Raw genomic sequence first — 16,963 nt, 5'->3', positions numbered from 1 at the left:
CTCAACGGTTCCTTGTTGCATTGACGACCGCGACGCAACGGCCGTCGCGATCCGAGAAACTGACGTCCAGGCTATCTCCCTCGCGTTGCATCGCGAACGCAGTGCCGTGCGCGCCGACGGACGCGTAGTCCGGTTGATGGCCCACGTCCATCCAGCCGCGCAGCATGAGCAGGTCGCGATAGCGCCGCGCATTCCAGCGGGCGCTGCCGGGCACGTCGAGCAGCCAGGTGCGGCCGGTCTGTCCACCGTCGCGGCTTTCGACGTCCGTCAGCACCTTGCCTTGCTCGGGGAGCGGGATGACGGTATCCGGAATGCGGTGCTCGGGACGCGGTTCACCCAGACGGACCACGCTGAGGATGCCGCGCGTTCGCGGCCCGTCCACTTGCGGCGGCAGGTTGAGCACGTACAGGCAGGGTCCGTCGAGCGCGCTGAGCAGCACACCCGACGCGCTGGGCTGGCGTTTCGCCGGTACGTCTTCGCGAGTCCAGAACGCATTGAAGGCTTTCGACACGTCGTCGACCGTCCCGGCAAGCTGCACGCCGACGAGCGAGGTCGGTACGCCGTTGACGATCATGTCGCGTCCGAATGCCTGGATAGCTTGCGGTGCGACGGGCGTTTTATTGCACGCCGCGCCGGCGATCGCATTGAAGGAAATCAGCGTGACCGCAAGGCAGGCAGGACGTGTGATGGAGTAGGCGAATTTCATCACTTCAGGCGACTGGCCGGCACGATGTCTTGCTGGATACGCCCGAACTGCAGCGTGGCGATTTCCGGTGCGTATTTACGCAGGCCCATATAGCCCGCCGACGGCACGAGCGCGACATGGGCGGCAGGCACGGCGCGGCTGAAGACGGCCTTGTTGCTCGTCGAACCGTCTGGCATCCACGTGTTGGTCATCAACACGTTGGTGTCGGAGAAGGTCAGGCCGTTGAACGCGGGCAAGCCATTGTTTTTAGGCCAGAGCCGCTTGAGCGCATCGCTGTCACGCCCGACCGACACGCTGACGGTGGCCGATTGCTGCGCGCGCGTCGCCATGCCGAATTGCGCGATGAACGGCGCACCGCTCGCGGTGCCGACCGTCCATCGGCCGTTGGCGCGATCGGTCTGGCTGCTCGGCGTGTCGGCGCCCTCTGCGGTGACGACCGACAGATCCGCCATGGAGTTAAGCAGGGCGTTGCCGCCGTGGTCATGCCACATGGCCGGCTGGGACGTGGCGAGGCGGCTTTGCGCACGATCGGCGCTCGAGACAAATGCGTTGTCACCCGCCATCACGCGCTGCGCGATTTCGCTGCGCAGATCCGCGTCCGTCTTGTTCACGCTCAGCGCGGCGCTGCCGTAGAGACTCGACCAGCCCTCGGTGGTGGTGGCCAAACCTGCGTTGTTCTTTTGCGGATCGTTGTCGGTCCACACCGTGCGTTCCCACGCGACATAGCGCGAGGCCATCAAGGTGCGATTGCGCACGTCGTTGAACTTGCCGAGCATCGCGATGGCGATCAACAACACGCTCATCACCATGGTCATGGAAATGACGAACTCGGCCATCGCCTGCCCGCGTTGATAGCTTTGGCGGTGCGGACGGCCTCGACTGACGCGACGTTGTGCTTTCATCGTTTATCGACTCCGGTTGCCGTTGCCATTTGCGCTGCCTGGGCCGCCGCGCGCTCAGCCGTGCTGACCGGTGCGAGCGCGGCCTGCCAGTACGGGCTGAACAGGCTCGGATATTCGGTCCTATGGTCGGCGCGCGCCCACTGGTCGGGGTTGAGCAAACCACCCATGACCGATCCGGCGAGGAACGACTCGTCCGGACGCACGAAGTACGCGTTGGCGCTCGACAGCGCACGGATCGCACCAGCCGCCGCGTGATTCGCGACGCCGAGTTGTGCGCCGTTCTTCAACTCCACGGTTTTGACGAGGCTGTTGCTGTCGCGCGTGACTTCGATGGTGATGCGCGGCGCCTGATTGCCGAGCTGAACGCCGTTGACCTGCTGGTACGGCAACAGGCCGCCGTTGGCAGGATCGAGCGATGCGCCGGGACCGTCGCGGAACGCCTGCGCCATCGCGTCGGGTACCTGCCAGCCTGGCGTGGCGCTGCCGGTATAGCCGAAGTTGAAATAGCCGCCGTAGCCCTGCCAGTCCTGCCATGCCGCGAATGGCGGATGGGTCATGAAGCCCGTCAGGTTGCCATTGAGGCTGGCGCCATAACCGGCGATCGATTCGATCGGGCCGACGCAACTGATCTTCAGATGCGCGGTGCTCGCGTCGATGGACTGCCAGCCGGATTTGTCGTTGCGCAGCTGCGTGCCGCCGTCGTGCGTGACGTTGATGGTGAACGAACTGTTCGCACCGCAGACCGCGTCCGCGCTGTCGTTCAGCTGCTGGAAATTGGGTGCGACGCTGCGCACGGAATCGCGGTTCTTGACGAAGCCGTCGAGGGTGTCGGCGGCTGTCACGACATCGGCGAAGTCGTCCGCGCCGACTTGCCCGGCTGGGGTGACCGTTGCGGTGTAGGTGGTCCACGCCGCGAGTTGCGCCGCGTTGCGTTCGCTCGTGAAGTAGCCGCTCGTCACGTGCGTGTCGGGCTGATTGCGCTGGGCGATGTCGTCGGCGGTATCGGGCACCGCGCTGAAGACCGCGGCGTGATAATTGGCCTGCGCGACACTCAGCGCGCGGTTGAGCGTGCCGATGTTGCGCGCGACGGTGGGCAGCATCGCGTCGAGCGCTTCGCGCACCGGTGCGATGTCGGCATGGCCGGTCTGTTTCGGCGTGCTCCAGCGGGTCGGGTGATCCGCGAGCCAGTTGACGGTGTTGTCGAGTTCCGATGTCGAATAGGTGGCGTCGAGCTCGTCGATCCACGACTTGAGCGCGACCACCTGCGCGGCGGTGACCTGGTTGGCGATCATGGCCCGGTTCGTGTACGCGGAAAAATTGTAGTCACGCGCCTGCAGCACGGCTGCGCTGTACGCGGCGGCGTCGGCGGTGTTCTGAAGCTTGATTTTGGCGCTCGTCATCTGGAAGGAATTGAACGCCACGTAGAGGCCGATACAACCGGCAAACAGAAAGATCAGTGCAGGGACCAGCGCCTGCCCGCTGGCGCCGGCGACCCTGCCCCTGCCCTTGCGGGCAGAGTGTTTCATGATGGATATCGCTATTCCGGCGAGATTATTTGCCGGCGTTGTTGCTGTCGTTATACGTACCCATGTTCTTCGTCTTGTCGGCGTTGGTCGTCGCCGTGTTCGCGTTGGTCTGCGCGGTCGAGATATTGCTCTGCGCGTTCTGGCCGGACATTTCCACGGCAAGGCCGGACGTCTGGTTACGCAGCGTTTGACCGAACAGCGAGTACACGCCGATGGCGGAGACGGCGATCAGCGCGACGATGATGATGTATTCCGTCATGCCTTGGCCGAGCTGTTTGCGCTGCCGGCGAATGGGTGCAATTTTCATGGTATTCGTTTCAGGGTATTTAATGCGGATGATGAAGAGTTTCGAACACCGCTGCGAGACCTTTTCGCCGGTTCGAACAGAAAATTAATATAAATAATTCCGTGACTCGAAACGGATGAGCAACAGTGTCGGGCCGAATTATAGAAATGGACGCGTCTCGATAAACACTGAAATTTCCTAAATCGCAAGGGTGTAATTCCGCATGCGTCGGGCGCAATAAGGCACGTATTTAAGCCGCGTGAATCTGTCGATGGATGCGATCCAGGATAGATGCGGGTTCCGTGCGAACGCGCAGGCGGATCGCCGACTTGTCGCCGAAAAAAATGGAGTCCTCGGCTGTCCGCGATGCGAAAAATTAAACAGGACGCATCAAATTGACTGACCGCGACTTCTCGCGCCGTTCATTCGGAAAATTCCCGGTCCGTTTTCCATTTTCCTGATTTTTAGGGATAAGCCGTGCAGTTAGATTTGCGACGCGCGAAAACTCTTGAGCGAGTCTGCCGTATTTCGCCTCCAGTTTTTTTGCTGAGAGCGTATGCGCGCAATTTTGAATCGAACTGCAAGCGGGGCTTGCCCTCTATTTAGGTAATTTATGAACAAGTCGTATATCAGCGTCTGGAACGACGCATCGGGAACGTGGGTTGCCGCGCCCGAGACTGCCAGGACATATAGCGGTGGCGGCGTTTCGTCCTCCCGCGCGATCCTGTCCGGCAGCGATGCCGGATCTCGTTCGGCAAATCCTTTCAGGCTGGCGCTGATGCCGATCGCGATGGCGATCGGCGCGGCCATGCTGCCGGGCACCGCCGCGGCGCAGGCGACCACCGGCAACGGTGGGCTCGAACTGTGTCCGGCGGGCGTGGGCGGCCTGGGTTCCTCGTGGGGGCCGTTGTCGAGCGCCGTGGGCTTCATGAACTGCACCGCGCCGACGCAATCCGGCAGCGGCATGTCGTTCTCGCTGAACAACGCGGCGGCGGACAACGGCTCCTGGGGTTACGCGAGCGATGCCATCACGGCGCGCGTCACGGGCTACGACAGCGGTCTGCTCGAGTTGCAGGGCAAAGGCGGCATCTCGATGCTCGATGCCGTCAATATGAACGGCAACAAGATCAGCTCGCTGGCGAACGGCAACGTGTCGTCGGGTAGCGCGGATGCCGTGAACGGCAACCAGCTTTACCAGTACACGCGTTACTTCAATGCCAATTCGCCGTCGGGCGATGCGTCGACCGATGCGCAGGCGAGGGGCGCGAGCTCGGTGGCTTCCGGTCCGTCGTCGAAGGCGATCGGCGCGAACTCGAGTGCCTATGGTGCGAACGCGGTGGCCTTGGTGTCCAACTCCGTCGCGCTCGGCGCGAACTCGGTGGCAAGCCGTAACGACTCGGTGTCGGTCGGCTATCTGTCGTCGGACGGCAAATCGCAATACACGCGGCAGATCACCAACTTGACCGCGGGCGCCGCCGGCACGGATGCGGTCAACCTCGACCAGTTGAACGCGGCGATTGCCAGCGTGAGCGGCGGTAGCGGCGTGGTGCCGGCCAATGCCGTGACCTACGACAATTCGACTTCCGCGCAGATCACGCTCAAGGGCACGAAGGGCACGCTGATCACGAATCTGAAGGCCGGCGACGCTTCGTCGTCGTGGAGCACGGATGCGGTCAACGGTTCGCAGTTGTATTCGACGAACCAGAACGTCGCGAACGTAGCCAATAGCGTGACGATCGTGTCGAACAATCTGGCCAACGTGACGAACGTGGTCAACAACATCGTGAATAACGGCATTGCGGGCAATCCGCTGGTCGTGACGTACGACAGTTCCGCGCGCGATGCGGTGACGCTCGGCGGCGTGAACGGCAGCGCGGCGGTCAAGCTGACTCATGTCGCGGCCGGTGATATTTCGTCGCTCGCCAGCACCGACGCGGTGAACGGCGGCCAGTTGTATCAGACGAACCAGAACCTGCACGACCTCGCGGACAACGTCGGCCAGATCGGTACGGAAATCTATAAGCGCGGCGTCAAGTATTTCCACGCCAATTCCGCGCTGGCCGATTCGTCGGCGGTGGGCGAGGAATCGGTCGCGATCGGCGGTCTTGCCGTCGCACAGGCGAAAAACTCGGTGGCGCTCGGCTCGAATGCGCTGGCCGATCGCGCGAACACGGTGTCCGTGGGTTCGAGCGGCGCCGAGCGGCAGATCACCAACGTGGCCGTGGCAACCGGCGACACCGACGCGGTCAACCTTGGCCAGATGAACGCGGCGATCTCCAACGCGTCGATCGGTAGCGGCGGATCGCCCGACGCGGTGATCTACGACACGTCGGTCCACGACAAACTGACGCTGGGTGGTGCGTCGGCGTCGGCGCCGGTCGCGCTCACGAACGTCGCGCCGGGCCAGATCGTGTCGGGCAGCAGGGACGCAGTCAACGGCGGCCAGTTGTACAACGCGGCCAGCGGCCTGGCGTCGGCGCTGGGCGCCGGTGCAACGGTCAATGCAGACGGCACGATCGTCGCGCCGGGCTACAAGATCAGCGGCACCACGTACGGCAACGTCGGCGACGCCCTCGATGCACTCAACTCCGCGGCAGGCGACCTGGTCGGCGCGGCGAAATACGTGAAGGTCATCTCGGCGGCGAACGCAGCCATGGCAAGCGGCGCCGAGTCGATCGCGATCGGCGGCGCAGCGATGGCAACCGGCGACCGTGCACTGGCAATCGGTGCGGGTGCGAGCGCGGGTTTCGCCAATGCGGTGGCGATCGGCGTGAACGCCGTGGCGGACAGCGCGAATACCGTTTCGTTCGGCGGACGCGGCACGGAAAAGCGCATCACGCACATCGCGAACGGCATCAACGACACCGACGCGGCAACCATCGCTCAACTCAACGCGTTGCAGTCGCAACTCGTGCAAGGCACGCCGCAAAGCGGCGGCGTGAAATCGATGCTGCTCGGCGCGGTCGTGCCCGTGACCAACTACATTGCAGTGAGTCCGAACGTCGTCGGCGGCACGTCCACGTCCGCATCGAGCGATATGAACGCGATGGCGATCGGTCCGGCAGCCGCAGCCACCGCGACCAACGCGCTGAGTGTCGGTGCGGGTTCGTCGGCGGGCGGCGGCTATTCGACCTCGGTCGGCTCGGGCGCGGGCTCCGCGTCGCTGAACTCGACCGCGATCGGCGCCGGGGCAACCGTCGGCGCGTTTTCCAACAACTCGGTGGTCATCGGCTATAACTCGCGTGCCAGCTCGAGCAACGCGCTTGCCATGGGCGGCTTCGCCAGCGCGACGGGAACCGGTTCGGTCGCGATCGGCTATGGCGCCTTCATCAACTCGACGGCGACCAATGGTATGGCGCTCGGCATGAACTCGTCGGTCAGCGCCGTGAACGGCGTGGCGATCGGCTACAACGCCGTCGCGGACCGTACCAACGCGGTATCGGTAGGTAGCTCGAGCAAGCAAAATCAGATCACTTACGTGGCCGCAGGTACTTCCAATACGGACGCGGTCAACGTCAAGCAGTTGTCAGGCGTGATTTCGGCGATTGGCGGCGGTGCGGCGATCAGCTCGAACGGCACCATCACGGCACCCACTTTCACGGTTGGTGGTGAAGACTATAACGATGTCGGTTCGGCGATCGCCGCGGCGACGGCCAGCGGCTCGGCCAATTCCGTGCAGTACGACAACACGTCGCATAGCAAGGTGACCTTGGGCGGGACGGGCGCGACGGCGCCGGTGACGCTGTCGAATGTGGCCAACGGTGTGGCGAACAACGATGCGGTGAACGTGGCGCAGTTGCAGGCCATGGGCGCGACCATCGGAACGAGCGGCGTGGTGACGAACAGCTTCGTCGCGTATGACGACTCAACGCGTAGCCTGATTACGCTGAAAGGCGCTGCCGGCACCGGCACGAAGATCACGAATCTGGCCGCCGGCACGGTCTCGGCAACGAGCACGGACGCTATCAACGGCTCGCAACTGTATTCGACCAACGCGAACGTCGCGAACCTTACCGGCAACGTGACGAACGTGACCAACACGGTCAACAACATCGTCGTCAACGGTGGCGGCATCAAGTATTTCCATGCGAACTCGACGTTGGCCGATTCGTCGGCGACGGGCACGAACGCGGTGGCGATCGGCGGCGCGGCGAGCGCGACGGCGGCCAATTCCGTGGCGCTGGGTTCGAACTCGCTGGCAAGCCGCGCGAACGCGGTGTCGATCGGCTCGGCGGGTTCGGAGCGTCAGCTGATCAACGTGGCCAACGCGACGAACGGCACGGACGCGGTCAACCTGTCGCAGCTTCAGGCGATGGGCGCAAACGTCAACAGCAGTGGCGTGGTGACGAACAGCTTCGTCGCGTACGACGACACGACCAAGGGCAAGGTAACGTTCGGCGGTGTGGGCGCGACGAAAGCGGTGACGCTGTCGAATGTGGCCAACGGTGTGGCGAACAACGACGCGGTGAACGTGGCGCAATTGCAGGCCATGGGCGCAACGATCGGTACGAGCGGCACGGTGACGAACAGCTTCGTCGCGTATGACGACTCGGCGCGTAGCCTGATTACGCTGAAAGGCGCTGCCGGCACCGGCACGAAGATCACGAATCTGGCCGCCGGCACGGTCTCGGCAACGAGCACGGACGCGATCAACGGCTCGCAACTGTATTCGACCAACGCGAACGTCGCGAACCTTGCCGGCAACGTGACGAACGTGACCAACACGGTCAACAACATCGTCGTCAACGGTGGCGGCATCAAGTATTTCCATGCGAACTCGACGTTGGCCGATTCGTCGGCGACGGGCACGAACGCGGTGGCGATCGGCGGCGCGGCGAGCGCGACGGCGGCCAATTCGGTGGCGCTGGGTTCGAACTCGCTGGCAAGCCGCGCGAATGCGGTGTCGATCGGCTCGGCGGGTTCGGAGCGTCAGCTGATCAACGTGGCCAACGCGACGAATGGTACGGACGCGGTGAACCTGTCGCAGCTTCAGGCGATGGGCGCGAACGTCAACAGCAGCGGCGTGGTGACGAATAGCTTCGTCGCGTACGACGACACGACCAAAGGCAAGGTAACGTTCGGTGGCGTCGGTGCGACCAAGGCGGTGACGCTGTCGAACGTAGCCAACGGTATCGCAAACAACGATGCGGTGAACGTGGCGCAGTTGCAGGCCATGGGTGCGACCATCGGCACGAGCGGCACGGTGACGAACAGCTTCGTCGCGTATGACGACACGACGCTGGATGCGATCACGCTGAAGGGTTCGACGGGCACGAAAATCACGAATCTGACGGCGGGTGCGCTGTCGGCAACAAGCAAGGATGCCGTTAACGGTTCGCAGTTGTATGCGACGAACCAGAACGTGACGAACCTCACCAACACGGTGAACAACATCGCCAACGGCAATAGCATGAAGTACCTTGCCTTTGGTGCCTTGTCGGACGAGAGCACGGCGGATACATCGGCTGCCGGCCTCGACTCGATCGCGCTTGGCGCAGGCGCGAACGCTTCGCAGAACGACAACGTCGCGGTGGGTGTCGGTTCGAACGCGACCGGTATGGCAAGCACGGCGCTGGGCTGGCAAACCACGGCTAGCGGCGCCAACGCGGTGGCGGTCGGTACGCAGTCCGCGGCTGCCGGCAAATCCAGCACGGCGCTTGGCTCGGGTGCGAGCGCCAGCGCGACGAACTCCGTCGCATTGGGCGCGAATTCGACTGCCACCAGGGCGAACGCGGTGTCGATCGGCGCATCCGGCTCGGAGCGTCAGTTGATCAACGTGGCCAACGCGACGAACGGCACGGACGCGGTGAACCTGTCGCAGCTTCAGGCGATGGGCGCGAACGTCAACAGCAGCGGCGTGGTGACGAACAGCTTCGTCGCGTACGACGACACGACCAAAGGCAAGGTAACGTTCGGCGGCACAGGCTCGACCAAGGCCGTGACGTTGACTAACGTGGCCGCCGGCGTGGCGAGTTCGGACGCGGTCAATCTCGGGCAGCTCAAGCAGATGGGCGTGAACGTCGACACCAGCGGCAACGTGACGAACAGCTTCGTTGCCTATGACGACACGACCCAGGATTCCATCACCCTGAAGGGCGCCAACGGAACGAAGCTCACGAAGCTGGCAGCGGCTACGCTGTCGGCGTCGAGCACGGACGCGGTCAACGGCTCGCAGTTGTATTCGACCAACGCGAACGTCGCGAACGTCGCGGGCAACGTGGTGAATTTGACCAACACGGTCAACAACATCGTCGTCAACGGCGGCGGCATCAAGTATTTCCACGTGAATTCGACGCTGACCGACTCGTCGGCAACGGGCACGAATGCGGTGGCGATCGGCGGTGCGGCGAATGCATCCGGCACCAACTCGGTGGCTCTGGGTTCCAACTCGGTGGCGAACCGGTCGAATGCGGTGTCGATCGGCGCGGCGGGTTCGGAGCGTCAGTTGATCAACGTGGCGAACGGTACCAACGCAAACGATGCAGTCAACCTCGCGCAGTTGAAGGCGATGGGCGCGAATATCGACAGCAGCGGTGTCGTGACGAACAGCTTCGTGTCGTACGACGATTCGACGCGCAACAAGGTCACGTTCGGTGGTACTGGCTCGACCGCGCCGGTCGCGTTGACCAACGTCGCGGCAGGCAAGGTCGCGTCGACGAGTAACGATGCCGTGAACGGTTCGCAGCTCTACGGCACGGCGGCGTCGATCGCGGCGGCGATGGGAGGCGGCCAGACGGTGCAGACGAACGGCACGTTGTCGGCACCATCGTTCGACATCGGCGGCACGACTTACCACGACGTCGGCTCCGCACTGGATGCCGTCGACGGGCAGCTCGACCAGATCAACGTGAACTACGCGACCAACCTCAAGTACGTGAAGGTGGTGTCGACGGCGGGCGCGGCGCAGGCGAGCGGTGCGGAAGCGATCGCGATCGGCGGCAACGCGATGGCGACGGGCGACCGTGCGCTGGCCATCGGCGCGGGTTCCAGCGCGCGATACGAGAATTCGACGGCGATCGGCGTGAATGCGACGACGGACGCACCGAACACCGTCTCCGTCGGCGCACGTGGCGCGGAAATGCGGATCACGCACGTCGCCAATGGTCTGGATGCGAACGACGCCGTGACCATGGCGCAGTTGAGCGATCTGCAAAAGCAACTGGTGCAGAACACGTCGCAGGTCAACGGCGTGAAGTCGATGCTGCTGGGCGCGGCGGCGCCGGTGACCGATTACATCAAGGTGAGCTCGGTCGTCACGGGCGGCGGTTTCACGACGGCATCGAACGATCTGAATGCGATGGCGATCGGACCGATGGCGAGTGCAACCGGCGTCGGGGCATTGACGGTCGGTGCGGGTTCCATTGCCGGCAGCGCGGGGTCGACGACGGTCGGTTCGTACGCGGGATCGGGGTCGATCAATTCGACGTCGATCGGTGCGAATGCAACGGTGGGGATGATGTCCGACAATTCGGTGTCGATCGGCTATATGGCCCGTTCCACGGCCATGAACGCGCTTGCCTTGGGCAGCAATACGAACGCGACGGCCGCCGGGGCGATCGCCATGGGCTACGCCGCGTATGTTGCGCCCACCGCGACGAACGGTATGTCGTTCGGTATGAATTCGTCGGTCAGCGCGGCCAACAGCGTGGCGATCGGTTACGGCGCGGTGGCTGACCGTGCCAACACGGTATCGGTGGGTAACAGCAAGCAGGCCAGCCAGATCACCAACGTCGCGGCTGGTACGCAGAATACCGACGCGGTGAACCTCGGTCAGATGTCGGCCGCGATCGCTAATGTCGCCGGCGGCGGTGCACCGAACGCTGTCGTCTATGACACGTCGGCGCATACGTCGATCACGCTCGGCAGCGCGGACGCGCCGGTGCGGATCGCCAACGTCGCCGACGGCGTGGCCAATAACGACGCGGTCAACGTCGAGCAGCTGAAGGCCATGGGCGCGACGATCGGCACGAGCGGCAACGTGACGAACGCGTTCGTCGCCTACGACGACACGACGAAGAGCAAGATCACGCTTGGTGGCGTCGGGTCGACCACCCCGGTCGCGCTGACGAATCTCGCCGCTGGCCAGATCACGTCGAGCAGCAAGGACGCGATCAACGGCGCGCAGTTGTACAACACGGCCAGCAGCGCAGCGGCCGCGTTGGGCGGCGGTTCGACGGTGGGCAGCGACGGCAAGGTCTCGAAGCCGAGCTATACGCTGAACGGCACCACGTACAACGACGTGGGCGCGGCGCTGGTTGCCGCGGCTTCCACCGGCGGTAGCGGCGGTTCGCCGGATGCCGTCAAGTACGACACATCGCTGCACGACAAGCTGACGCTGGGCAATACCGGCACGCCGGTCCTGCTGACGAACGTGGCGCCAGGTCAGCTCACGTCGAACAGCCGCGACGCGGTCAACGGCGCGCAGTTGTACAACGTGGCGAGCAGCACCGCGGCCGCGTTGGGCGGCGGCGCGACGGTGAACACCAGCGGCCAGATCTCGAAGCCGACCTACACGCTCGGCGGCAACACGTTCAACGACGTCGGCTCGGCGCTCGCGGCAGTGGATGCCAAGGCGACCACCGGTTCGGTGAACGGCGTGGTGTACGACACCTCCGCGCACGACATGCTGACGCTGGGCAATGCCGGCACGCCGGTAACGATCGCCAACGTCGCGGCCGCGACCAGCGACGACCAGGCCGTGAACCTCAAGCAATTGAAGGAAGCAGGCCTGAAGGTCGACACGGCGGGCAACGTGATCAACTCGTTCGTCTCCTACGACGACTCGACGCGTACCACGCTGACCTTCAACGCGGGCGGCGCGCCGACCCAGTTGAAGAATGTGGCCGCGGGCACGGATCTGACCGACGCCGTCAACTTCGGTCAGATGCAGTCGTACGTCGCGCAGAACGCGGGCAGCGGCGGCACGGCAAACGGCGTCGCCTACGACGACTCCACGCGCAGTCAGGTGACACTGGGCGGTGTGGGCGCCACGACGCCGGTCACGTTGACGAACGTGGCAGCCGGCGCCAACGCGACGGATGCGGTCAACTACTCGCAGTTCTCGAGCCTTCAGAGCCAGGTGAACAACCTGTCGAACGGCGGCGCGGGCGACACGACGTACGTGAACATCAACGCACCGTCCGGCGGCACGGCGGCGGTGGCCTCGGGCACGGATGCCATCGCGATCGGCAACGGCGCGGCGGCCACCGGCGCGGCCTCCATCGCCATCGGCAAGAACACCGTGACGGCGGGCGACAACTCGGTCGCGATGGGCATGGGTGCCACGGCGCCGAACGCCAACGCGGTCGCGTTGGGCGCGAACTCGACGACGGATCGCGACAACTCGGTATCGGTGGGTTCCGCCGGCTCGACGCGTCAGATCACCAACGTCGCCGCCGGTACGCAGGCCACCGACGCGGTCAATCTCGGTCAGTTGAACAACGCGCTCGGCAGCGTGAACACGTCGATCAACAACGTCGATCGCAATGCGGCCAAGGGTATCGCTTCGGCTTCGGCGTTGAACATCGTCACACCGTATCTGCCGGGTCGCACCACGATCAACGCGGGCATTGCCAACTACCGTGGCTTCCAGGCCGTCGGCCTGGGCGTGTCGCGCTGGAACGAGAAGGGCACGATCAACTACAACCTGGGCGTGTCTTCCTCCGGCGGCAATAGCACCATCGTTCGCGCTGGTATCGGCATTGTCCTCGGCAACTAAACAGGGGCCTTCCGGCCTTTGATTGGACGCTCGAGGCGTTAGCTGTCTGGGTCGCACGGGAAGCTCCCGTGCGACCCTCTTTCCATGAGAAACAGACATGAAGTATTCGTTAATTGGCATCGCGCTTGCCGCGGTGCTTGGCGGGTGTGCGTCGTCGCCAACGCGCGAACGCCTGCAGATTCAGGACCCGACGGTGTTGCAGACTGGCTTCAAGGCGACGCAGAGCCAGGCGGCCGGCGCGGTCACGCCGCAATGGATCGCGACGTATGGCGGGATCAGGAATGGCGCGATGCTGGCCAGCGTGCAGACGCGCCTGAATGCGTTGGGCGATCGCAAGAACAACTATTTCGGCGACAAGGCGCAGTGCTGGCTGAATGCCGCGCGTGACGAACGCGCCAGTCACGACGGCTGGGGGTTCATCGAGGAAGCGCTGGTTCAGGCCAACACGCTGACCACCGCGCTGGAAACCAGTCAGGGTTTGTCCGCCGACAATCCCGAGCTGCGGACCGCGGCGATCGTGCGGCCCGATCTATGGCAGCAAATCCTGGCCGCGAAGACCTCGCCGTTATTCCCGCAGTGCCAGGAGGCGCAGCGGTTGACCGCGTGCTCGGAAGTCGAGCTGATCCATGCCGGTCACGAGGCGTGGACGCGTGACTTCAGTGAAAGTCAGCGGCTGGTGGACGGCGTCGAGAAAGGCATGCCGGCTATCGGCGCCGCGCTCGAAGCGTGTACGCCGCCGCCAGTCGCGCCGGTTGCGTCGCCGATCCCGCAGAAGATGACGCTGCAGGCCGACGCCACCTTCAGGTTCGATCGCGGCGATCTGGCCGGCATGCTGCCGACAGGCAAGGACAAGCTCGATCAACTGGTTCGCGATCTGAAGCAGGCGGACGACGTGACCGCGATTCGCGTCGAAGGCTACACGGACCGGTTGGGCAGCGACGGCTATAACCGCCAGTTGTCGGCGAAACGGGCCGAGACCGTCAAGCGGTACCTGCAAGGCGGCGGCGTCAAGACGCCGATCGCCGCGCGGGGCCACGGCAAGGAAGATCCGGTGGTGCAATGTAACGACCGCGATCGTCAGGCGTTGATCGATTGTCTGGCGCCGAACCGGCGCGTCGAACTGGAATTTGCGCGTAGCGCTTCGCCAACGCCGGGCCAGCCCACGAAGACGCAGGGGCCGGTTCAACCGTCGGCACAATCGCAAACACAACCGCAACCGCAGGCTCAGTCACAGCCACCGCATTGATGCAAAGGCATGGCCTCGCTGTGTCATGGCGAGGTCATGCCATCTTCAAGACAACGAACGCACGTGTAGGAGTTTTGTAGATTCTCGCGAGAAAAATCTGTCAACCATTTGTGAAATATCGCTTCGTTATCCAGAAGAAGCGGTGCGGGAATATTGTTAGTATTTGTTCCGATTTCACGTTGGGCTAATTGCAATTCCGTGTTGCGCCCATTGGTCATCACGAAAATGGAGCTGTCAATGAAGAGAATTGCGATTATTGACGATCATCCAATCATCAGGGGGACGATAGCCGACGTGCTGCGGGCCGATCCAGAGCTGGAACTCGCCGGCGAGTGTGGTGACGGCGAAGATGGCCTCGCCATGATCCTGAAAGAACATCCTGACCTCGTCATTCTCGACCTCGATTTACCGAGACTCGACGGGTTGTCCATGATCCGGCGCATTCGCGCCCAGAACGTCGCAACGCGCATTCTCGTGCTGTCGGCCAAGCCGGAGCACGTCATGGCCAATTACACGCGCAATGCCGGCGCGAATGGCTACGTCAGCAAGGCGCGCGACATCAGCGAATTGATCACAGCGCTGAAGACCATCCTGTTTGGCTACGACTGCTTCCCGGTCGACACGACCGACTCCACAACGCCAGGTGGATTGAGCGCGCTGTCGGCGCGCGAGGTCGAGGTGTTGCAGCACCTGGCGCGGGGCGTAAGCAACCGGGAAATCGCCGGTCGCCTGTGCCTGAGCGACAAAACAGTCAGCACATACAAAAGCAGAATTCAGGAAAAACTTGGCCTGTCGTCGCTAGCGGCACTGATCGAATTCGCTACGTTGCACAAGCTGATCGACTGAGTGGTGCGAACCGTGAATCATTCGAACTCGTGGAAATCCAGCGCGACTGCGTATCGCTGTGCGACGCCGGCCGGGTGGTATTTCTCCTGGAACTTCCTGAGACGAAGGGCCGGGAAAGAGCAATACGCTGTCAACGTGTGGGCGAGTCGCTGCGAAATGGTGGAAGAAGTAGACGTCGGAGCAGTCAAGACGGTAGAAGCAGAACAATCGTCCGCGTTCGGCGCGGTGGAGAAAGCGTCGTTCGAATCGCTCGAACCACGTTATCTGGAGGCGCTTGCGGAGGAGGGCATCGATCTCGACACGTTTCTCGTCAACTGGCGGCACGCCATGGAGGACGATATCGCCCAACTCAGCGCGTTGTGTCGCGACGGCGAGACAGAGCGCTTGCGCGGCTTGCTGCATCGACTGAGCGGTGCCGTTGGCCTGGTCGGCGCGTGCAGCCTGATGGAAGCGTTGCGCTATTTCAGCGCGAACCCGCACGCGCATGACCACGGCGCCATCGACATGCTCGCGGCGCGTGCGCGGACTCTGATCATGCAACTGGAAACCACGCCTCCCGCATTGGGGAATACCTTGCGATGAATCGACCTCTAGCCTTGATTCAAGGCGATCTGGCGCTGCCGAATGCCCGGTTGCTCAGTGGGTTGCCGCCGCCGTTCGGTTTGAGAAAACCCGGGCAGGCGGCTGAACGCCATGAGCCTCGGGCCGTCGTATCCAGCAATCTGCAACGGTCGCTACAAAGCGCGATGGAACGGGGCGCGCTTCCGGCGCAACAGATTTCAGTCGCTCGTAATGCGAAGCATGTCTTTCTCTATAAGCTGCCGGTGCAGCATGCTCATGCCAATCGTTTCGACGCGCAGTTGGCGGAGGCACGTCGATACCTCGATTCGGCGAGGGCGCGTCCGCGCTCGTCGCGTGCAGATCATGTCGTCGGGGCGGTCATTTTTCTTGGGTGCAGCATCGCGCTAGCCTGGTTGTTAGCGACGTGCACAACGCGTCCAGACGGCAAGGGGAAGATGGTGGCGACTGCACGTGCGCCTGTGGCGCCATCGGACGGTTCTAGTGTGCCTGGAAGCAAGCCCACGCAAGTTCTCGAACTGGCTCAAAGCGCGCAAACCACGCCGTCCACCGAATCCACGGAGCCTGCACTGCCGCGCGCACGCGTTGCACATTTCGCACGCTCCGCACAGCAGTCGGTTCGGCATGCCGAGCCGACTCCGGCTGTCCGTGATTCGCGAAGCAACGTTGAGAAGCCGCCTCGACCCGCTAAACCCCTTCAGCTCGCGCAGCCGGCTCAACGTTCGCACGTCGGGCGCTTGAGCCAGGCGCAAGTCGACAAGCGTCTTGCGGCGATCCGAGCCATTCCGTCCCTCACGCGGCCGTCCGTATCGGCGCAACCGGAATGGACTGCGCTTATATCCCCATTGCCGCCGGTCGGCGATTCGGCCGAGCGCGCAGCGCTTCTCGACTGGGCCGCGCGGCAGCGCAGCGCCAACGTCGTCACGCGAGCCGCCGCACCAGGTATCGCACCAGTTGCTGCGCAGGCCCCCGCACGGACCACCACAGCCACCACAGCCACCACAAACAACAACACCGACTGGAACGCCAGCATGTCCCAACGCCGCATCACAGACAATCCCGGCGCTTTCCAGGCGAGGAATGGTCCACCGTAAATCCGCCACGTCCCGGTAAAGCGTTGCGCACGAAACAACGCACCCACGCGACACCCCAAC

At 63.6% G+C, this 16,963-nt stretch carries 9 protein-coding genes; 5 read left to right on the top strand and 4 right to left on the bottom strand.

All coding sequences use genetic code 11. The features are described 5' to 3' along the window. Position 1 precedes the first annotated feature (1 nt). The 4 genes from LFL96_RS26655 to LFL96_RS26640 are packed head-to-tail and all read right to left on the bottom strand — an operon-like array spanning position 2 to position 3,441. Positions 2-706 (bottom strand): hypothetical protein, encoded by a 705-nt coding sequence (locus LFL96_RS26655; RefSeq protein WP_281003693.1) that lies wholly within the window; start codon positions 704-706, stop codon positions 2-4. Further along, a complete protein-coding gene (locus tag LFL96_RS26650; RefSeq protein ID WP_281003692.1) occupies positions 706-1,608 on the bottom strand; it encodes a hypothetical protein in 903 nt (300 codons plus the stop codon). Before LFL96_RS26650 ends, LFL96_RS26655 begins: the two co-directional genes overlap by 1 nt. Further along, a complete protein-coding gene (locus LFL96_RS26645; RefSeq protein ID WP_281003691.1) occupies positions 1,605-3,134 on the bottom strand; it encodes a pilus assembly protein TadG-related protein in 1,530 nt (509 codons plus the stop codon). The genes LFL96_RS26650 and LFL96_RS26645 overlap by 4 nt, the downstream gene beginning before the upstream one ends. 25 nt (positions 3,135-3,159) lie before the next feature. Beyond that, positions 3,160-3,441: a pilus assembly protein gene (locus LFL96_RS26640; protein WP_281003690.1), complete on the bottom strand. Its 282-nt coding sequence runs from the start codon at positions 3,439-3,441 to the stop codon at positions 3,160-3,162. Between the two features lie 592 nt (positions 3,442-4,033). On the opposite strand from LFL96_RS26640, the gene LFL96_RS26635 reads away from it, so the two are divergent. The 5 genes from LFL96_RS26635 (at position 4,034) to LFL96_RS26615 (ending at position 16,903) form a co-directional block, all read left to right on the top strand. Continuing rightward, complete coding sequence (locus LFL96_RS26635; RefSeq protein WP_281003689.1) at positions 4,034-13,138, top strand: YadA-like family protein; 9,105 nt, start codon at positions 4,034-4,036, stop codon at positions 13,136-13,138. A 97-nt stretch (positions 13,139-13,235) separates the two neighbouring features. Beyond that, positions 13,236-14,384 (top strand): OmpA family protein, encoded by a 1,149-nt coding sequence (locus tag LFL96_RS26630; protein WP_281003688.1) that lies wholly within the window; start codon positions 13,236-13,238, stop codon positions 14,382-14,384. Between the two features lie 237 nt (positions 14,385-14,621). Further along, the gene (locus LFL96_RS26625; protein WP_281003687.1) at positions 14,622-15,230 is read left to right on the top strand and encodes a response regulator transcription factor; all 609 of its coding nucleotides are present in this window, start codon (positions 14,622-14,624) and stop codon (positions 15,228-15,230) included. A 12-nt stretch (positions 15,231-15,242) separates the two neighbouring features. Continuing rightward, on the top strand, positions 15,243-15,812 hold the full coding sequence (locus LFL96_RS26620; RefSeq protein WP_281003686.1) for a hypothetical protein: 570 nt from the start codon (positions 15,243-15,245) through the stop codon (positions 15,810-15,812). Further along, on the top strand, positions 15,809-16,903 hold the full coding sequence (locus LFL96_RS26615) for a hypothetical protein (RefSeq protein WP_281003685.1): 1,095 nt from the start codon (positions 15,809-15,811) through the stop codon (positions 16,901-16,903). Before LFL96_RS26620 ends, LFL96_RS26615 begins: the two co-directional genes overlap by 4 nt. The last annotated feature ends 60 nt before the right edge of the window (positions 16,904-16,963 follow it).

The organism is Paraburkholderia sp. D15, from assembly GCF_029910215.1.
GTDB lineage: Bacteria > Pseudomonadota > Gammaproteobacteria > Burkholderiales > Burkholderiaceae > Paraburkholderia.
Note: the sequence above shows the minus strand (reverse complement) of the source record. Positions and strands in the feature narration are given on the sequence as shown.

Excerpts from the sequence above, each read along its gene's own strand:
- LFL96_RS26655 (WP_281003693.1), bottom strand. The coding sequence starts at position 706 with ATGAAATTCGCCTACTCCATCACACGTCCTGCCTGCCTTGCGGTCACG.
- LFL96_RS26650 (WP_281003692.1), bottom strand. The coding sequence starts at position 1,608 with ATGAAAGCACAACGTCGCGTCAGTCGAGGCCGTCCGCACCGCCAAAGC.
- LFL96_RS26645 (WP_281003691.1), bottom strand. The coding sequence starts at position 3,134 with ATGAAACACTCTGCCCGCAAGGGCAGGGGCAGGGTCGCCGGCGCCAGC.
- LFL96_RS26640 (WP_281003690.1), bottom strand. The coding sequence starts at position 3,441 with ATGAAAATTGCACCCATTCGCCGGCAGCGCAAACAGCTCGGCCAAGGC.
- LFL96_RS26635 (WP_281003689.1), top strand. The coding sequence starts at position 4,034 with ATGAACAAGTCGTATATCAGCGTCTGGAACGACGCATCGGGAACGTGG.
- LFL96_RS26630 (WP_281003688.1), top strand. The coding sequence starts at position 13,236 with ATGAAGTATTCGTTAATTGGCATCGCGCTTGCCGCGGTGCTTGGCGGG.
- LFL96_RS26625 (WP_281003687.1), top strand. The coding sequence starts at position 14,622 with ATGAAGAGAATTGCGATTATTGACGATCATCCAATCATCAGGGGGACG.
- LFL96_RS26615 (WP_281003685.1), top strand. The coding sequence starts at position 15,809 with ATGAATCGACCTCTAGCCTTGATTCAAGGCGATCTGGCGCTGCCGAAT.